Consider the following 15076-nt stretch of genomic DNA (forward strand, 5'->3'; position numbering starts at 1 on the left):
TCTCCACTGGCGCCTGGCTCCTTTGCGCCGTTATCTTCACCGGTATGCTGTGGACCGTGCAGCGCGATGTCAAACGCCTGCGCGATGAAATGGCCCGCCGCGCCAGCCAGACGTCCAGCGCCACAGTCTGATGCCCAACCACGGAGGAGAGGACATTCGCCATGCCTACTGTGACGCTCCAGGGCCTCCCCCTGAAAACCAGCATCTCCTGGACGCCCACGGAAGACGATCTGCTCGGCCAGGCCGCCGAGGTGCGCCTGCGGCTGCCTTTCCCGCCGGTGCGCTTCTACCGCCACGGCTGGCATTCGTGGAGCCTGACCCCCGCTCAGCCCCTTCCGACGCCCTCTCTGGCCTCAAACCGACGATCCGGTTCAAAGCCCTTCCCTGTGGAGGGTTGGCCTGGCCGTGGTGGAAGGCCCCAACAGCGAGCGCCTGCTTTTGGGTGCTTTGGGGCTGGACAGCCGCCTGCGTCTGGAGGGCGAGGCGCTCATCGGCTGGAACGAACACGGCGCCGAGCCTTGGTTCCTGGCCGCCGGGGAGGGCGAGCCCCCCTTTACCGCTTACGCCCACCGACTGAGCGCCACCTGGGACGCCGGGGCCAAACCCCGCCACCGCAGGTCTGGTGCTCCTGGCACAGCGTGATGCAAGACATCAGCCAGCCCCTGCTGGAACATATCCTGGCCGGGCTGGGCGGGCTGCCCTACAAAGTGTTCCAGTTCGACGACGGCTGGCAACAGGCCATTGGAGACTGGGAGCCCAACGCCAAATTCCCCGCTGGGATGGACACCCTGGCCCGGCGCATTCGCCAGGCCGACCACACTCCCGGAATCTGGTGGGCGCCTTTCATCGTCATCCCGCACAGCCGCCTGTTCGCCAAGCATCCCGACTGGCTCCTCCGCGACGCCCAAGGGAACCTGGTACCGGCGGGCTTCAACTGGAACGCGCCCTTCTTCGCCCTGGACACCACCCTGCCCCCGGTGCAGGCCTGGTTGCAGCAAACCGCCCACCGTCTGCGCGCCTGGGGATACGATTACTTCTACAACTACGTCGCCCCCGGTGTTCAAAACGCCATTCGCCCCTCCCTCCACCGGCTCTGGCTACGCCCCCTGGCCCACACCGACGCCTATATGGCCTTCTTCCGCACACGCTACAATCTGCTCCAGCCCCACGAAATGACATTGATGCAAGAGATGGCACGGATGGCCGGGTTCTGGGCCACCTCAGACCTCACCTTCCTGCTGGACGACCACGAAAGACAGGAGCTGGACGATTTCTGGTGCCACATCCCCCAGGTGGAACGCCTGGCGTTCTACCGTTTCCACGTGGACAATCTTGAGGTCGATTTTTCTCCCGCGGTGACGCTCCCTGTGATCCTTGTGGAGCAATGAAACGCGCCCGCTTCTGGAAATGCACGAACCCGGAGTGCGCCTTGCGCTTTCCGGAGGTGGTCGAAGGCGCGCATCAGGCTCCCCTGCGGACATGCCCCAGGTGCGGGGCGGCCGTGCACCTTGCGGCGCAGGTGGACCTGCCCGTCGAGCTGCCCTTTCCCCACCGCCAGCCCCGCCCCGCGCCGCTCCCTCCGGCCACACCAGGCGCCCGCCTGGCCGTGCTGGACAACCTGCGCAGCGCGTGGAATGTGGGGTCCATCTTCCGCAGCGCCGATGGCGCCGGGTGGGGCCACCTCTGTCTGTGCGGTTTCACCCCCACCCCAGACCACCCCGGCGTGACCAAAACCGCCCTGGGTGCCGAGCAGCAGGTGGCGTGGAGCTATCACCCCAACGCCGTGTGTCTGGCGCAGGCCCTCAAGGCCCAGGGGTGGACCCTGTGGGCACTGGAAACCGGCCCTCAGGCCCGGCCTCTACCCATGCTCCACACTGAGGCGCGGGATCTCGCCCTAGCCCTGGTGTTGGGCAACGAACAGGCCGGTGTCGATCCCGGCGTGCTGGCTCTGTGCGATCGCGTGGTGGCCCTCCCGATGACAGGCCACAAACGCTCCCTCAACGTGGCCGTTGCCTTTGCCGTGGCTGCCTACCTGCTCATGTCTCCCGGAGGACAAAGCCATGCCTCAAATTGACCTGCCCACTGGCGTACGGATGTTCTATCTGGATCCCAACCCCCAAGGGGGCGAAGTTGTGCTGCTGCTGCACGGGTTAGGCTCAGCCGGCGAATCCTGGCAACTGCAGTTCCCCGCCTTGGAGGGCGCTGGGTTCCGTCCACTGGCCCCAGATATCCGGGGGTTTGGCCGCTCTTCCTATCCCGGTCGCTGGCGCATCCCCGAGGTGGTGAAGGACTTGAAGGCCCTGCTGGATGCCCTGAGCCTTCCCCGCACCCACGTGGTGGGCATCTCCATGGGCGGGGTGCTGGCCCAGGCCTTTGCCCTGGCCCATCCGGAGCGCACCCATCGTCTGGTGCTCATCAACACCTTCGCCCGCCTGCGCCCCCGGAGCCCTGCCGGCTGGCTGTATTTCCTCTTCCGGTTGGTGCTGGTGTACACCGTGGGGATGGAGGCCCAGGCGCGCACCGTTTCGCAGCGCATCTTTCCCGACGCACCGGTGGCCCGGGAAACGCTGCGCCGCCACATTCTCCAGGCCAACCCCTGCGCCTACCGGGCCGCCATGCGTGCCCTGGCCCTGTTCAACGCCTATCCACGTCTCTCGGAGATCCAGGCGCCCACCTTGGTCATCACCGGCCTGGCCGACACCACCGTGGACCCCAAAAACCAGGGCGAACTGGTGCAAGGCATCCCTCAGGCCCGGTGGCTGCGCATTGCCGGCGCCGGACATGGCCTCATCGCCACTCACCCCGACATCGTGAACCCGGCTCTGGTGGCCTTTTTGCAAGGGAAGCCCTTGCCAACCACCGAACCCCAGGGTTAAAAACGACCGCCCCGCTCATTGCGGGGCGCCCTCTTGGAGAGCAGCATCTGGAGGGGAGGATTCAGGAATGGCGAGAGTGGGATTTGAACCCACAACCAAGGGCTTATGAGTCCCCTGCTCTGCCATTGAGCTATCTCGCCGTGCCAAAGTTTAATCAGCCTGTCGGGATTTGTCAACCTTTTGCCCGAAAATCGGGCAGGGCGGCCGCGACACCCCAAGCGGCGCCCGTGATATACTTGAATCAGCGATACCCCAGGTGAAGGAGAAAAAGGATGAAACGCGACTTTCTGGCCATTGCCGATTTCTCGCCTGCCGAGATTTTGGACATGCTCGACCTGGCCGTGGCACTGAAAAAAGAATGGCAGGCCGGGGGAAATCCGCCTTTACTGGCCGGCAAATCCCTGGCCATGGTGTTCCAGAAACCCAGTTTGCGCACCCGCGTGTCCTTTGAAATGGCCATGCAACACCTGGGAGGCTATGCGTTTTACCTGGCCCCCCAGGAGATCGGCCTGGGCAAACGGGAATCCATTGCCGATGTGGCGCGCGTACTTAGCGGTTATGTCGACGCCATCATGGCCCGGGTTTTCGATCATCAGCATGTGGTCGAACTGGCCCGCTGGGCCTCGGTGCCGGTGATCAACGGCTTGAGCGACTACAACCATCCCTGCCAGGCCATGGCCGATGCCCTCACCATTTACGAGCGTTTCGGGCGCCTGAAGGGGCTCAAAGTGGTCTTCGTGGGTGACGGCAACAATGTGGCCGTTTCGCTGATGCACATTTGCGCCAAGCTGGGGGCCGATTTTATTTGGGTGGGGCCGGAGGGCTATGAAATCCCCGAACTTGCCGTCGCCCAGGCCCACCAGTTCGCCGCCGAAAGCGGCAGCCGCTTATCCTTCCTCCACGACCCGCAGCAGGCCGTCCAGGACGCCGATGTGATTTACACCGACACCTGGGTCAGCATGGGCCAGGAAGAAGAAACCCAACGCCGCCTGAAGGTTTTCCCGCCCTACCAGGTCAACGAAGCGCTGGTCGCCAAAACCAAGCCCTCGGCCATCGTCATGCACTGCCTGCCGGCCCATCGCGGTCAAGAAATCACCGATGAGGTGGCCGACGGCCCGCATTCGGTCATCTTTCAGCAGGCACACAACCGTCTTCACGCCCAGAAGGCCATCCTGGCGCGGCTGTTTGGCGTCCGATAGCCCACTTCTTCCCCGGCAGAACGACCTGCCGGGGCATTCGTCTCTCTCCGCAGGAGGTTGAGCATGTATATCGGGATCCCCAAAGAGCGTCGCCCCTTTGAGTTTCGGGTGGGGCTGTCGCCAGCAGGCGTTGAGGCCCTGGCCCAACGGGGGCACACCGTCATTGTGGAGCACAACGCCGGTTTAGGCGCCGGTTTTCGGGACGAAGACTACGAACGCGCCGGCGCGCGCATCGTCTATTCCCCCCAAGAGGTGTTCACCCGCGCCGACCTGCTGGTCAAAGTCGCCCGTCCCCTGTACGAAGAATTGACCTGGATGCGGCCCGAAACCATCCTCATGGGCCTGCTCCACCTCTCCTCGGCGCGCCAGAACAAAATCGACCTGCTGCTGGAGAAGGGCATCACCGCCATTGCCTACGAGCAAATTCAACGCGCCGACGGTATCCGGCCGGTGCTCAAGCCCATGAGCCAAATCGGGGGCAGCATGGCCGTGCAAATCGCCACCCGCCTGCTCCAGAACAATCACGGCGGGAAAGGCATCCTACTGGGAGGGCTGCCGGGAGTGCCACCGGCCGAGGTGGTCATCATCGGCGCGGGCACCGTGGGCCGCTGGGCCATGCGGGCCTTTTTGGGATTGGGCGCCCATGTCACCCTGCTCGACATCTCCGAAGCCGCCCTGGAAGAAGCCTACTGTACCTTCTCGGGCATCGTGACCATGAAAGCCACCCCCCACAACATCGCCCGCGCGGTTTCCTACGCGGATGTGGTGGTCGGCGCCGTGCTGGTCCCCGGCCAACGGGCGCCCATCGTGGTCACCCGCGAGATGGTGCGGGCCATGAAGCCACGCTCCATCATCATGGACATCAGCATCGACGAAGGGGGCTGCGTGGAGACTTCGCGCCCCACCACCCACGACCACCCCACCTTCATCGAGGAGGGCGTCATCCACTACTGCGTGCCCAACATGCCCGGCGTGGTGGCGCGCACGGCGACCCACGCGCTGGTCAACGCCGCCCTGCCCTACATCCTCCGCGTGGTGGACGAAGGCACCGACGCCATCCTGGAAGACCCGGAAATCGGCCGCGCGGTGAACACCCATCGCGGACGGCTCCACCACCTTCGCCGCCTGACGGACCCAAGGAGGCCCGACCATGCTCAGTAATGAATGGCTTTCTCGCTACCGGAATCGCGTGGTCTCGGCCGAAGAGGCTGTGCGTGTGATTCAACCGGGGTACCGCGTTTTCCTCACGGGCAACTGCTCCACCCCGCAGAAACTCCTGGCCGCCCTGGTGGACTACGCCCCTGAACTCCACGATGTTGAGATCATCCAGATCCTGACCATGGGCAACGATGACTATGTGGCCCCCGGCATGGAAAAACACCTACGGGTGAACACCATGTTCATCAGCAACAATGTGCGCCGGGCGGTCAACGAGGGGCGGGCCGATTTCACCCCCATCCGCCTGGGGGAGATCCCCTACCTGTTCCTCCAAGGGCACATTCCCCTGGATGTGGCCCTCATCCATGTCTCCCCGCCCGATGAGCACGGGTTCTGCTCCTTCGGGGTGGAAGTCGGGGTCACCAAGCCGGCGGCCCAGTCCGCACGCATCGTCATCGCCGAGGTGAACGAACGCATGCCTCGCACCCTGGGCGATTCCTTCATCCACATCTCCCAAATCGACTACCTGGTGCCGGTGGACTACTCCTTGCCCGAAATCAAGATGGGCGAGCCCAACGAGATCGCCCGGCAGATCGCCGCCTATGTGGCCGACCTCATCGAGGACGGTTCCACCCTGCAGATGGGCATCGGCGCCATCCCCGACGCCGTGCTCCTCTACCTGCACGACAAAAAGGACCTGGGCGTGCACACCGAGTTGTTCTCCGATGGCGTCATCGACCTGGTGGAAGCCGGCGTGCTCACCAACGCCCGCAAGACCCTGCATCCGGGTAAAATCGTGGCCGGTTTTGTGTTGGGGACCCAGCGGCTGTACGATTTCATCGACGACAACCCCATCATCGAACTTCACCCCACCCAGTATGTCAACGACCCCTATGTGATCGCCCAAAACGAAAAGATGGTGGCCATCAATTCGGCCATCGAGGTGGACCTCACCGGCCAGGTCTGCGCCGACAGCATCGGCACCCGCCTGTATTCGGGCGTGGGCGGCCAGTTGGACTTCATCTACGGCGCCTCGCGCTCCAAAGGCGGCAAACCCATCATCGCCCTCCCCAGCACGGTCACCTTGCGCGACGGCACTCGCCTCAGCCGCATTGTGCCCACGCTGAAACCTGGCGCAGGGGTGGTCACCACCCGCTACCATGTGCACTATGTGGTCACCGAATACGGGGCGGTGAACCTTTACGGCAAAACCCTGCGCGAGCGGGCCAAACTGCTCATCTCCATCGCCCACCCCGACTTCCGCGACGAGTTGACCTACCAGGCCAGGAAACTCAACTACCTGTAGCCCCGCCGTTGGGCAGCCTTTGGCTCCACCGGATAGATCCGAGGTTCATAGATGAAGACCTTTTTGCGTCGCACAAAAATCGTCGCCACCGTAGGCCCGGCCAGCCGCGATGAAGGCACCCTGCGCGCCATGCTCCAGGCCGGCGTGGATGTGGTGCGTCTCAACTTCTCCCATGGTAGCCCCGAAGAGCACGCGGAGGTCATCCGCCGGGTACGCCAACTGGCCCATCGATTGGGCAAACCGGTGGCCATCTTGCAGGACCTGCAGGGGCCGAAGATTCGTCTAGGCACCCTGGCCGAGGAGCCCCTTTTCCTGGCCCCCGGCGATGAGGTCGCCTTTCGTTTTCAGCCCACCTCGGACGATCCGCAAGTGCTGCCCATCGACTTCGCTGACCTGGCCCAGTCCGTGCGTCCCGGCGGGCGCATCCTACTCGATGACGGTAATCTTGAGTTTGAGGTGCTGGCCGTGGAAGGCGATACCGTGCGGGCGCGCACCGTCCTGGGCGGGCAGGTGACCTCCCACAAAGGCGTCAACCTCCCGGGGGCCCAACTGGACATCCCCGGCTTCACCGAGAAGGACGAGGAAGACTTGACCTTTGGACTGCACCATGGGGTGGACGCCGTGGCCATCTCCTTCGTGCGCGACGAGAAAGATGTGGCCCGGGTGCGTCAGGCCATCGCTGAAATCGCCCCTGAACGGGCCGACACGCCCTTGATCGCCAAACTGGAACGGCCCCAGGCCATGGACAACCTGCACCAGATCATCCACGCCGCCGACGGGGTGATGGTGGCGCGAGGCGACCTGGGCGTGGAGATGCCGCCCGAGGCAGTGCCCATTGCACAAAAGCGCATCATCGAGATGGCCAACCGCCACGCCAAACTGGTAATTACCGCTACGCAAATGCTGGATTCCATGATTCACAATCCTCGCCCCACCCGCGCCGAGGCCAGCGATGTGGCCAACGCCATTTTCGACGGCACCGATGCGGTGATGCTTTCGGGCGAAACGGCCATGGGGAAGTATCCGGTGGAGGCCGTGCGCATGATGGACGCCATCGTCCGCACAGCCGAGGCCAACCTGGAGCGTTGGGGGCACTGGCGGGGCGTGCCGGGCGACGAAACCCGCCACGACGACGCCCTGTCCCTGGCCATCGCCGCCCGCGAACTGGCGCACGACCGCGATGTGGCCGGTATTGCCGTGTTTACCCAGACGGGGCGCACGGCGGTGCTCATGGCCAAAACACGCCCCAGAGTGCCCATCCTGGCCTTCACCCCGGAAGAACGCACCTACCGTCGCCTGGCCATGCACTGGGGCATCATCCCCTATCGCGTGCCCTTTGCCGACACGGTGGAACGGATGTTGCGCCATGTGGAAACCGGGTTGCGAACGGCCACCCACATCGAAACAGGGGAGCAAGTTGTGGTCGTGGCCGGGTTCCCGGTGGGGGCCATGCGACCGCCCAACTTTCTGCTCCTCCACACGGTGGGGCAAATCCCCTAAACACGCCAAGGGCGACCTTGACAAAAGGTCGCCCTTTTGGCTGAAACCCACCGGCGCGCGGTCGGGCTCTCAGCGCGGGGTTCGGGTACGCAAGAGCAGGCCGCCGCCCCACAAGACAACCCCGGCACCCATCAAACCCAACATCCGGGGCATCACCGGATCCCACATGGCATGCCAGAAGCGAGGCCAGAGATCCGTCTGCACCAGCGACGATTGCAAGGCCGGGGGAATCGAGGCCTGTCGCTCCCACAGGCGCATCACCATCTGGAGACCCCACCGCGCCATGGTGAACACGCCTGCGCCATAGACCAGCAACACGCTGCCGCCCCAGGCCAGCCAGCCGGCCAGGCCCTCGGCGGCCAAAGCGACGCTCAAAAGCGCCACCAGCCCCCCAACGCCCACCAGCCCCCACCCCACAAGGGGGGCCAAGACGAACACCCGGCGCAAGGCAGCCAGCGCCTCCGGAGGGAGCAAACGATGAAGCGGCCAGGCATCTGGGAGCGTCGTCTGCACGCCTTTTTGGGCTTCTTGAACCATCATGGGCCAAAAGGCGTCCAGCACATTGCGCGGAGGACGGCACAATGGGGCTTTGTCCCAGCGACGGGTCAACGCCGCCTGGGCCAGGGCCAGGTTCTCCTGCAGGGTGCAGATCGGCAGGGCGTTGAGCAAGATGTCCAGGGCCGGGCCAACCCCCTGGGTGAGTTGCTGCTTCCAGGGGATCAGGGAAATCTCCTGAGGTCCCGCCCCGGGTTGCAGAAGCACCTTCCACACAGGGGGCCATGTGGCGGCCAAAAGGTCGCCCATTTTCTCAAGGGGAAGCAAAGCGTCCACCATCGCCCGCCAGGTATCTTGATCGGCCTGCGCCAGCGCCCGGGCCACCCACTGAGCCGGTTCCTGGGGAGGAAGATGAGCCGCCAGATTCTGCACCTGCTCCTGCGCCTTGGGAAGCAAAATCTCATCCCGCAGCCAGGGCAAGGCCTCCACCCAAAAGTGGGGGTTCGCCAGAGCCCCCACCGTGCGCACCAGGCCCAACCCCAGCCAGCCCAACGACAAAGCGAGCAAAAGCAAAAGTACGGCAAACACCTGCTTCATTAGAGCCTCCTTATCGTCAAGCCTCGCGCGTGGCCAGCCACACACCGACCAGAATTAGCATCCCGCCCAGAAAAAAGCCTCCTCCCAACGGTTCATGCAGCAACCAGGCGCCCAGTCCTACGCCGACCACAGGCTGAGCGAAAAAAGTCATGGCCGCCACGCCGGCTTCCAGCCGGGCAAAGGCATAGTTCCAAAGGTACATGGCGAGCGCGGTGGAGACCACGCCCAGATAGAACACGCCAGCCACCACGGGCCAGGTCACCGCGCCCCATCCCAGGGCAAAGCCTTCCCAGGCCGCCGCGGGCACGGTGAGCAACAACCCACCGAGAAAGGCCAGGAGGCTGGTCCAGAGCACATCCACCTGTCGGGTCACCAGGCGCACCAACACCGAGTAGAGGGCCCAGGTCAGGGCTGCGGCCACCAGGGCCAAGTTGCCCCAAAACAAGGCGCCATCGAAACGCACCCCGCGGGGATCGATGACCACGACCACGCCCACCGAGGCCAGGGCCAATGCCAGGGCCTTCCCGCGAGTGATCGGCTCCCGCAGGAGCCAGGCGCCAAAGAGGAGCACAAAGGCCGGGGTGGCCGAGGTCACCAGGGCCCCGTTGGCCGCCGTGGAAAGTTTGGTACCCACAAACTGGAATCCCAACGAGACGCCGTACCCCAGCAGGCCCACACCCAGCAGGCGCCACACCTGCCCCCAGGCGGGCGCAGGTTGCCGCTGAAGCAGCGCCACGCCCAAGAGCACCCCCGCCCCCAAAATCAGCCGCAGGGTGAGCAGACCAAAAGGAGGGATGACATCAAGGACCACCTTGCTCACCACATACATGCCGCCCCAAATCGAGGTGGCCAGCAGCCCGGCGAAGATGGCTCGAAGGTCATGCGAGGTCGCCAAGGTGTGCCTCCCATCCAGCGGATTGACTCCATTGTAGCCTAATTCGGCCCGTTCGACCATATATCTCCCGGTAGGCCTTCCTTGGCGTGGGGAGCGATAGAAGGCTATGCTACAATCGTGGCGCAACCTAGCGCATCCGCGCCCCGCCGCTTCCACACCAGTCCGCGTAGGCGGACTTGGCAAACCGTAACCCGCGGCTTCAACCGCCAGGCTTTTTTGTCACACCGCGTCCGCCCCTCCGTCAGGCCTCACTTTTGTCCCAAAAGTTTGCGAATTGTGATACACTAAATGCAGCAGGAGCAGTCCTGAACCATAGAAAACGGGAGGTAAACCCATGGGGCGTGCGCGGGCGGAACAAATGGTATCTCGTTTGCAAGCCATGCGAGCCGCAGCGCCGGACATCGAAGCCTCGGCCGTGGTCTCGGTGGATGGGCTGATCATTGCCTCGGCCCTTCCGACCGACACGGAAGAGGACCGTGTTTCGGCCATGTCGGCAGCCATGCTCAGCCTGGGCGAGCGGATCGCCAGCGAGTTGGGGCGCGGCACCATCGAACAGGTGTATGTCAAGGGCGACCAGGGCTATGTCATCCTCAGCGCCGTGGGCGAGGAGGCCGTACTCACCGTCCTGGCCAACAAAGTGGCCAAACTGGGCCTCATCTTCCTGGAAATGCGCCGCGCGGCCGAGGACCTGGCCCGTCTCATCTGAGCGCCCACTGGTCCCCGAAGGAGGTCGGGAGGATGCCACGCAAGGTCGGCCCTCCCGCTTTCTTTGTACCGCGTTCGGCAAGAGGCCAACTTTTCGGATGGAGGTCGGTTCGTGCAAGAGACCAAATTCATCTTCGTCACCGGAGGCGTGCTGAGTTCCGTGGGCAAAGGGGTCACCGCGGCAGCCTTAGGCCGCACCCTCAAGGAGCGCGGTTTCTCAGTCACCGCCCAGAAACTGGACCCCTACCTCAATGTGGACCCCGGCACGATGAACCCCTACCAGCACGGCGAGGTCTTCGTGCTGGACGATGGGGCTGAGACCGATTTGGACCTGGGGCATTACGAGCGCTTCATGGATGTCCGCCTGAACCGCCACAGCAACATCACCACCGGGCAAGTGTACATGGAAGTCATCGCCAAGGAACGGCGGGGCGATTACTTGGGCGGCACCATCCAGGTCATCCCTCACATCACCGACGAAATCAAGCGCCGCACCGCCTTGGTGGCCAAGACCACCGGAGCGGAAATCGTGGTGGTGGAGGTCGGCGGCACGGTGGGCGACATCGAATCGCTGCCCTTCCTCGAAGCCCTGCGCCAGATGCGCCACGATGTAGGCCGCGAGAACAGCCTCTACATCCATGTCACCTGGCTGCCCTACATCCGTTCCACCGGCGAACTGAAGACCAAACCCACCCAGCACAGCGTGCGCGAACTGCGCTCCATCGGCATCCAGGCCGATATGATCATTGCCCGCTCCGACTACCCGGTCCCCGATGAACTGCGCGAGAAAATCGCCCTCTTCTGCGATGTGGAGCCCCAGGCCGTGATCCCCATGGTGACCACGGATGTCCTCTACGAGGTCCCGCTGCTGCTGGAGCGCTACGGCGTGGCCGACTATGTGCTGCGTCGGTTGGGGCTGTCCCCACGCCAAAAGCCCGACTGGGCGCCCTGGCAACACCTGGTGGAGGAAGCCCGCCGGGAAAAACCCAGGGTGAACATCGCCCTGGTGGGCAAATATGTGGAACTGCACGATGCCTACATGAGCGTGCGCGAGGCCCTGCACCATGCCGCCTTGCACCTGGGGATTGAAGTGGACATCGCCTGGGTGCACTCGGCCGAACTGGAACGCGGCCGGGGATGGGAAGAAGTACGGGCCGCCCACGGCATCTTAGTCCCCGGCGGCTTTGGCGATCGAGGCATCGAAGGCAAGATCCAGGCCGCCCGCTATGCTCGCGAGCACAAGGTGCCTTACTTTGGCCTGTGCTTGGGCATGCAACTCATGGTCGTCGAGTTCGCTCGCCATGTGCTGGGCGACGAAGAAGCCAACTCCACCGAGTTCAACCGCAACACGCCACACCCCGTCATCGACCTCATGCCCGACCAGCGGGGCATTCTGGACAAAGGCGGCACCATGCGCCTGGGCCTTTACCCCTGCCAGTTACAACCCGGCACCATCGCCCACCGCGCCTACGGTGTGGACGAGGTAGAAGAGCGCCATCGCCATCGCTTTGAGTTCAACAATGCGTACCGCGAAGTGCTGGCCCGGGCAGGCATGGTGTTCTCCGGCCTCTCGCCGGACGGTCGCCTGGTGGAAATCACCGAACTGCGCGACCATCCCTTCATGCTGGGCACCCAATTCCATCCCGAATTCCTTTCCCGGCCCAACCGGCCTCATCCCCTTTTTGTGGCCTTTTTGCGCGCTGCCATGGAGCAGGCCCAAAAGCAGCAAGCGAAGGAGCCGGAACCTGAGGTGAAGGCTCAACCCTGAGGCCCGGATTTTCCCATGGGGTCCCAAAACCGGATTTTGGGGTCCCGCACCAGCCCTTGGGTCCGGTGCCATGCCGGGCCTGGCATCCGCCATTCGAACCAGGAGGTAGACAATGGACACCACCATCGAATTCGTGTACGCCCGCGAGATTCTGGATTCCCGTGGAAACCCCACCGTGGAAGTCGAAGTCACCCTGGCCGACGGCAGTTGGGGCCGCGCGGCCGTGCCCTCGGGCGCGTCCACCGGCGCCCATGAGGCCCTGGAACTGCGCGACGGCGACAAAAGCCGCTACAACGGCAAAGGCGTGCGCCAGGCGGTGGAACATGTGAACACCACCATTGCAGAGGCGCTGCTCGGCTGGGATGCCACCGAGCAGATGGAAATCGACCACCTGCTGCTGGAATTGGACGGCACGCCCAACAAATCCAAACTGGGGGCCAACGCCATCCTGGGCGTGAGCCTGGCCGTGGCCAAGGCAGCGGCCAACAGCCTGCAACTGCCCCTCTACCGCTACATCGGCGGGGTATACGCCCATGTACTGCCCGTGCCGATGATGAACATCCTGAACGGCGGGGCACACACCGGCTGGCAATCCACCGACATGCAAGAGTTCATGGTCATGCCCTTGGGCGCGCCTTCCTTTGCCGAAGCCCTGCGCTGGGGCAGCGAAATCTACCATGCCTTGAAGGCCGTGCTCAAAGCCAAAGGCTACGCTACCTTAGTGGGCGACGAGGGCGGTTTTGCCCCCCACCTCAAAGCCAACGAGGAGGCCATCGAGGTCATCCTGGAGGCCATCGAGAAGGCCGGATACAGGCCCGGCGAGCAGGTGACCCTGGCCCTCGACCCGGCCACTTCGGAACTGTACGAAGACGGCAAGTACAACCTACGCCGCGAGGGCAAAGTGCTCACCAGCGAAGAGATGGTCAGGTTCTGGGAGAACTGGATCCGCCAGTACCCCATCGTGTCGTTGGAGGACGGCCTGGCTGAGGACGACTGGGAGGGCTGGCAGATGCTCACCGCCGCCCTGGGCGATAAGGTGCAGTTGGTGGGCGACGACCTGCTGGTCACCAACCCCCACCGTGTGCGCCGCGCCATCCGCGAGAAAACCTGCAACGCCCTGCTGGTCAAGGTGAACCAGATCGGCTCCCTGACCGAGACCATCGAGGCCGTCACCCTGGCCCAGCGGGCCGGTTGGGGCACGGTGACCTCGCATCGCTCCGGCGAGACCGAGGACACCACCATCGCCGACCTGTCGGTGGCCCTGAACATGGGCCAGATCAAGACCGGCGCCCCCGCCCGCTCAGACCGCGTGGCGAAGTACAACCGCCTGCTGCGCATTGAAGAGGAGTTGGGCGACATCGCCCGTTATGCCGGCTGGGACGCGGTGAGGAGGGGCGGATAGCGAATGGCGACTGGCGATTTGCGAAGGACGACCCACGAAGCAACGACTCACAAACCAACGAACCAACCATGTTCCCTGCCCTCACCGACCTGTTCATCCGCCTGATCACCCTGGCGATTGCCTTCACCGTCCACGAGTTGGCCCACGCCGCCGTGGCGGTCTCCTTAGGCGACGAAACGCCGCGCCGCGCCGGGCGACTCACCTTGAATCCCTTGGCTCACCTGGACCCGGCAGGCACCCTGTTTTTCCTCATCAGCGGCTTTGGGTGGGCCAGGCCCGTGCCGGTGAACCCTTACGCCTTGCGCCGGCGGGATGGTATGCTCTGGGTCTCGCTGGCCGGGCCGCTGAGCAACCTGGGCCTGGCCGTGCTGGGGGGCGTGCTATACCGCCTGCCTTTCTGGCCTCTGTGGCTGCGCCTGGGGCTGAGGGAATTCGTCTGGCTCAACCTCATCTTGCTTCTCTTCAACCTGCTGCCCTTGCCGCCGCTGGATGGGGCCAAAGTGCTGGCCGAACTGGCCCCGCGCTTCTGGCATGAGTACCTGGCCCCCCTGGAGCCTTACGCCCCGGCGGTGTTCCTCATCGTGATTTTCGTGTTGCCCATGGTGGGGCTGGACATCCTGCGCTGGCTGGTGGGCTGGCCGGCATGGATGCTCTCGCGATGGCTGCTCGGCTGAACCTACGCCGCTGGGGATACCGGGCCTGGCAGGTGTTGGTGACGCTGCACAGCAAGCCGGACACCGAAGGTCTGGCCGCGGCCCGCGAGGCCTTGCCTCCGGCCCTTTGGGGGCTGTTCCGTGCCCTACCGCTGAACGAACAGGCCCACGGATTGCGGGTCTGGCGCGCCGTGGGCGGGCCTGCAGCCCCGCCAGAGGTGCAAATGGCCGCCCTCCTCCACGACGCGGGGAAAGCCCTCACCCACATCGCTTTGTGGGAACGCATCGTCGCCGTTTTAGGCCGCGCGCTGAGGCCTCGCCTGGCCCGCCGTCTGGCCAGGGAGGAGGGGCTGCTGGTGGGCATCTCGGCCGGGGCCGCGGCCCACGCCGCCGTGGATGTGGCCAAACGGCCGGAGAACGCCGGCAAGCTCATCGTCGTCATCCTGCCGGACACGGGGGAGCGTTACCTGAGCACGGCCCTCTTCCAAGAGGCCGAAGCGAATTGAAGGAGGAGACCCTCCA

General features: G+C 64.4%; 13 protein-coding genes, 1 tRNA gene and 2 pseudogenes. 13 read left to right on the top strand and 3 right to left on the bottom strand.

Annotated features, from left to right (window positions below; genetic code table 11):
• The first annotated feature begins 405 nt into the window (after nucleotides 1-405).
• From G4O04_11075 to G4O04_11090, 4 genes are read left to right on the top strand one after another with little or no spacing between them, the layout of a single operon-like run.
• Nucleotides 406-642: a hypothetical protein gene (locus tag G4O04_11075; protein HEY59050.1), complete on the top strand. Its 237-nt coding sequence runs from the start codon at nucleotides 406-408 to the stop codon at nucleotides 640-642.
• A complete protein-coding gene (locus G4O04_11080) occupies nucleotides 642-1388 on the top strand; it encodes a hypothetical protein (GenBank protein HEY59051.1) in 747 nt (248 codons plus the stop codon). Before G4O04_11075 ends, G4O04_11080 begins: the two co-directional genes overlap by 1 nt.
• Nucleotides 1385-2074 carry a hypothetical protein gene (locus G4O04_11085; GenBank protein ID HEY59052.1) on the top strand — a complete coding sequence of 230 codons (690 nt, stop codon included), beginning with the start codon at nucleotides 1385-1387 and terminating at the stop codon, nucleotides 2072-2074. The genes G4O04_11080 and G4O04_11085 overlap by 4 nt, the downstream gene beginning before the upstream one ends.
• Nucleotides 2061-2876 (top strand): alpha/beta fold hydrolase, encoded by an 816-nt coding sequence (locus tag G4O04_11090; protein ID HEY59053.1) that lies wholly within the window; start codon nucleotides 2061-2063, stop codon nucleotides 2874-2876. The genes G4O04_11085 and G4O04_11090 overlap by 14 nt, the downstream gene beginning before the upstream one ends.
• A 68-nt stretch (nucleotides 2877-2944) precedes the next feature.
• Here G4O04_11090 and G4O04_11095 read toward each other — a convergent pair.
• Nucleotides 2945-3016 (bottom strand) — tRNA-Met (locus G4O04_11095).
• 132 nt (nucleotides 3017-3148) lie between these two features.
• Between G4O04_11095 and argF the strand changes: the two genes are divergently transcribed.
• The 4 genes from argF to pyk all read left to right on the top strand — a co-directional run bounded on the left by argF (nucleotide 3149) and on the right by pyk (nucleotide 8039).
• Complete coding sequence (argF, locus tag G4O04_11100) at nucleotides 3149-4075, top strand: ornithine carbamoyltransferase (GenBank protein HEY59054.1); 927 nt, start codon at nucleotides 3149-3151, stop codon at nucleotides 4073-4075.
• A gap of 63 nt (nucleotides 4076-4138) precedes the next feature.
• The gene (gene ald, locus G4O04_11105; protein ID HEY59055.1) at nucleotides 4139-5236 is read left to right on the top strand and encodes an alanine dehydrogenase; all 1098 of its coding nucleotides are present in this window, start codon (nucleotides 4139-4141) and stop codon (nucleotides 5234-5236) included.
• Nucleotides 5226-6539 carry an acetyl-CoA hydrolase/transferase family protein gene (locus G4O04_11110; GenBank protein ID HEY59056.1) on the top strand — a complete coding sequence of 438 codons (1314 nt, stop codon included), beginning with the start codon at nucleotides 5226-5228 and terminating at the stop codon, nucleotides 6537-6539. Before ald ends, G4O04_11110 begins: the two co-directional genes overlap by 11 nt.
• Nucleotides 6540-6590: 51 nt before the next feature.
• Nucleotides 6591-8039, top strand: coding sequence for a pyruvate kinase (gene pyk, locus G4O04_11115; GenBank protein ID HEY59057.1), 1449 nt, complete (start codon nucleotides 6591-6593; stop codon nucleotides 8037-8039).
• 69 nt (nucleotides 8040-8108) lie between these two features.
• On the opposite strand, the gene G4O04_11120 is transcribed toward pyk, so the two are convergent.
• Nucleotides 8109-9131 (bottom strand): hypothetical protein, encoded by a 1023-nt coding sequence (locus G4O04_11120; protein ID HEY59058.1) that lies wholly within the window; start codon nucleotides 9129-9131, stop codon nucleotides 8109-8111.
• Between the two features lie 16 nt (nucleotides 9132-9147).
• Nucleotides 9148-10086, bottom strand: a complete 939-nt coding sequence (locus G4O04_11125) for a DMT family transporter (protein HEY59059.1) — start codon at nucleotides 10084-10086, stop codon at nucleotides 9148-9150.
• Nucleotides 10087-10360: 274 nt separating this feature from the next.
• Between G4O04_11125 and G4O04_11130 the strand changes: the two genes are divergently transcribed.
• The 5 genes and pseudogenes from G4O04_11130 (at nucleotide 10361) to G4O04_11150 (ending at nucleotide 15060) form a co-directional block, all read left to right on the top strand.
• Nucleotides 10361-10732, top strand: coding sequence for a hypothetical protein (locus G4O04_11130; GenBank protein HEY59060.1), 372 nt, complete (start codon nucleotides 10361-10363; stop codon nucleotides 10730-10732).
• Between the two features lie 111 nt (nucleotides 10733-10843).
• Entirely contained in the window at nucleotides 10844-12499 is a 1656-nt protein-coding gene (locus tag G4O04_11135; GenBank protein HEY59061.1) for a CTP synthase, read from the top strand.
• 112 nt (nucleotides 12500-12611) lie between these two features.
• Nucleotides 12612-13901 (top strand): phosphopyruvate hydratase, encoded by a 1290-nt coding sequence (gene eno, locus G4O04_11140; protein HEY59062.1) that lies wholly within the window; start codon nucleotides 12612-12614, stop codon nucleotides 13899-13901.
• A gap of 68 nt (nucleotides 13902-13969) precedes the next feature.
• Nucleotides 13970-14506: pseudogene (locus tag G4O04_11145) on the top strand (site-2 protease family protein).
• Nucleotides 14507-14877: 371 nt separating this feature from the next.
• Nucleotides 14878-15060 (top strand): annotated as a pseudogene (locus tag G4O04_11150) (cysteine synthase A).
• Nucleotides 15061-15076 lie beyond the last annotated feature (16 nt).

The sequence above is a fragment of the Anaerolineae bacterium genome (genome assembly GCA_011176535.1).
Taxonomy (GTDB): Bacteria; Chloroflexota; Anaerolineae; order Anaerolineales; family DRMV01; genus DUEP01.

Bases quoted from the DNA above. Each gene is read 5' to 3' on its own strand.
- G4O04_11130 (HEY59060.1), top strand. From the start codon at position 10,361: ATGGGGCGTGCGCGGGCGGAACAAATGGTATCTCGTTTGCAAGCCATG.
- eno (HEY59062.1), top strand. From the start codon at position 12,612: ATGGACACCACCATCGAATTCGTGTACGCCCGCGAGATTCTGGATTCC.
- G4O04_11080 (HEY59051.1), top strand. From the start codon at position 642: ATGCAAGACATCAGCCAGCCCCTGCTGGAACATATCCTGGCCGGGCTG.
- G4O04_11125 (HEY59059.1), bottom strand. From the start codon at position 10,086: ATGGTCGAACGGGCCGAATTAGGCTACAATGGAGTCAATCCGCTGGAT.
- argF (HEY59054.1), top strand. From the start codon at position 3,149: ATGAAACGCGACTTTCTGGCCATTGCCGATTTCTCGCCTGCCGAGATT.
- ald (HEY59055.1), top strand. From the start codon at position 4,139: ATGTATATCGGGATCCCCAAAGAGCGTCGCCCCTTTGAGTTTCGGGTG.
- G4O04_11085 (HEY59052.1), top strand. From the start codon at position 1,385: ATGAAACGCGCCCGCTTCTGGAAATGCACGAACCCGGAGTGCGCCTTG.
- G4O04_11120 (HEY59058.1), bottom strand. From the start codon at position 9,131: ATGAAGCAGGTGTTTGCCGTACTTTTGCTTTTGCTCGCTTTGTCGTTG.
- G4O04_11090 (HEY59053.1), top strand. From the start codon at position 2,061: ATGCCTCAAATTGACCTGCCCACTGGCGTACGGATGTTCTATCTGGAT.
- pyk (HEY59057.1), top strand. From the start codon at position 6,591: ATGAAGACCTTTTTGCGTCGCACAAAAATCGTCGCCACCGTAGGCCCG.
- G4O04_11110 (HEY59056.1), top strand. From the start codon at position 5,226: ATGCTCAGTAATGAATGGCTTTCTCGCTACCGGAATCGCGTGGTCTCG.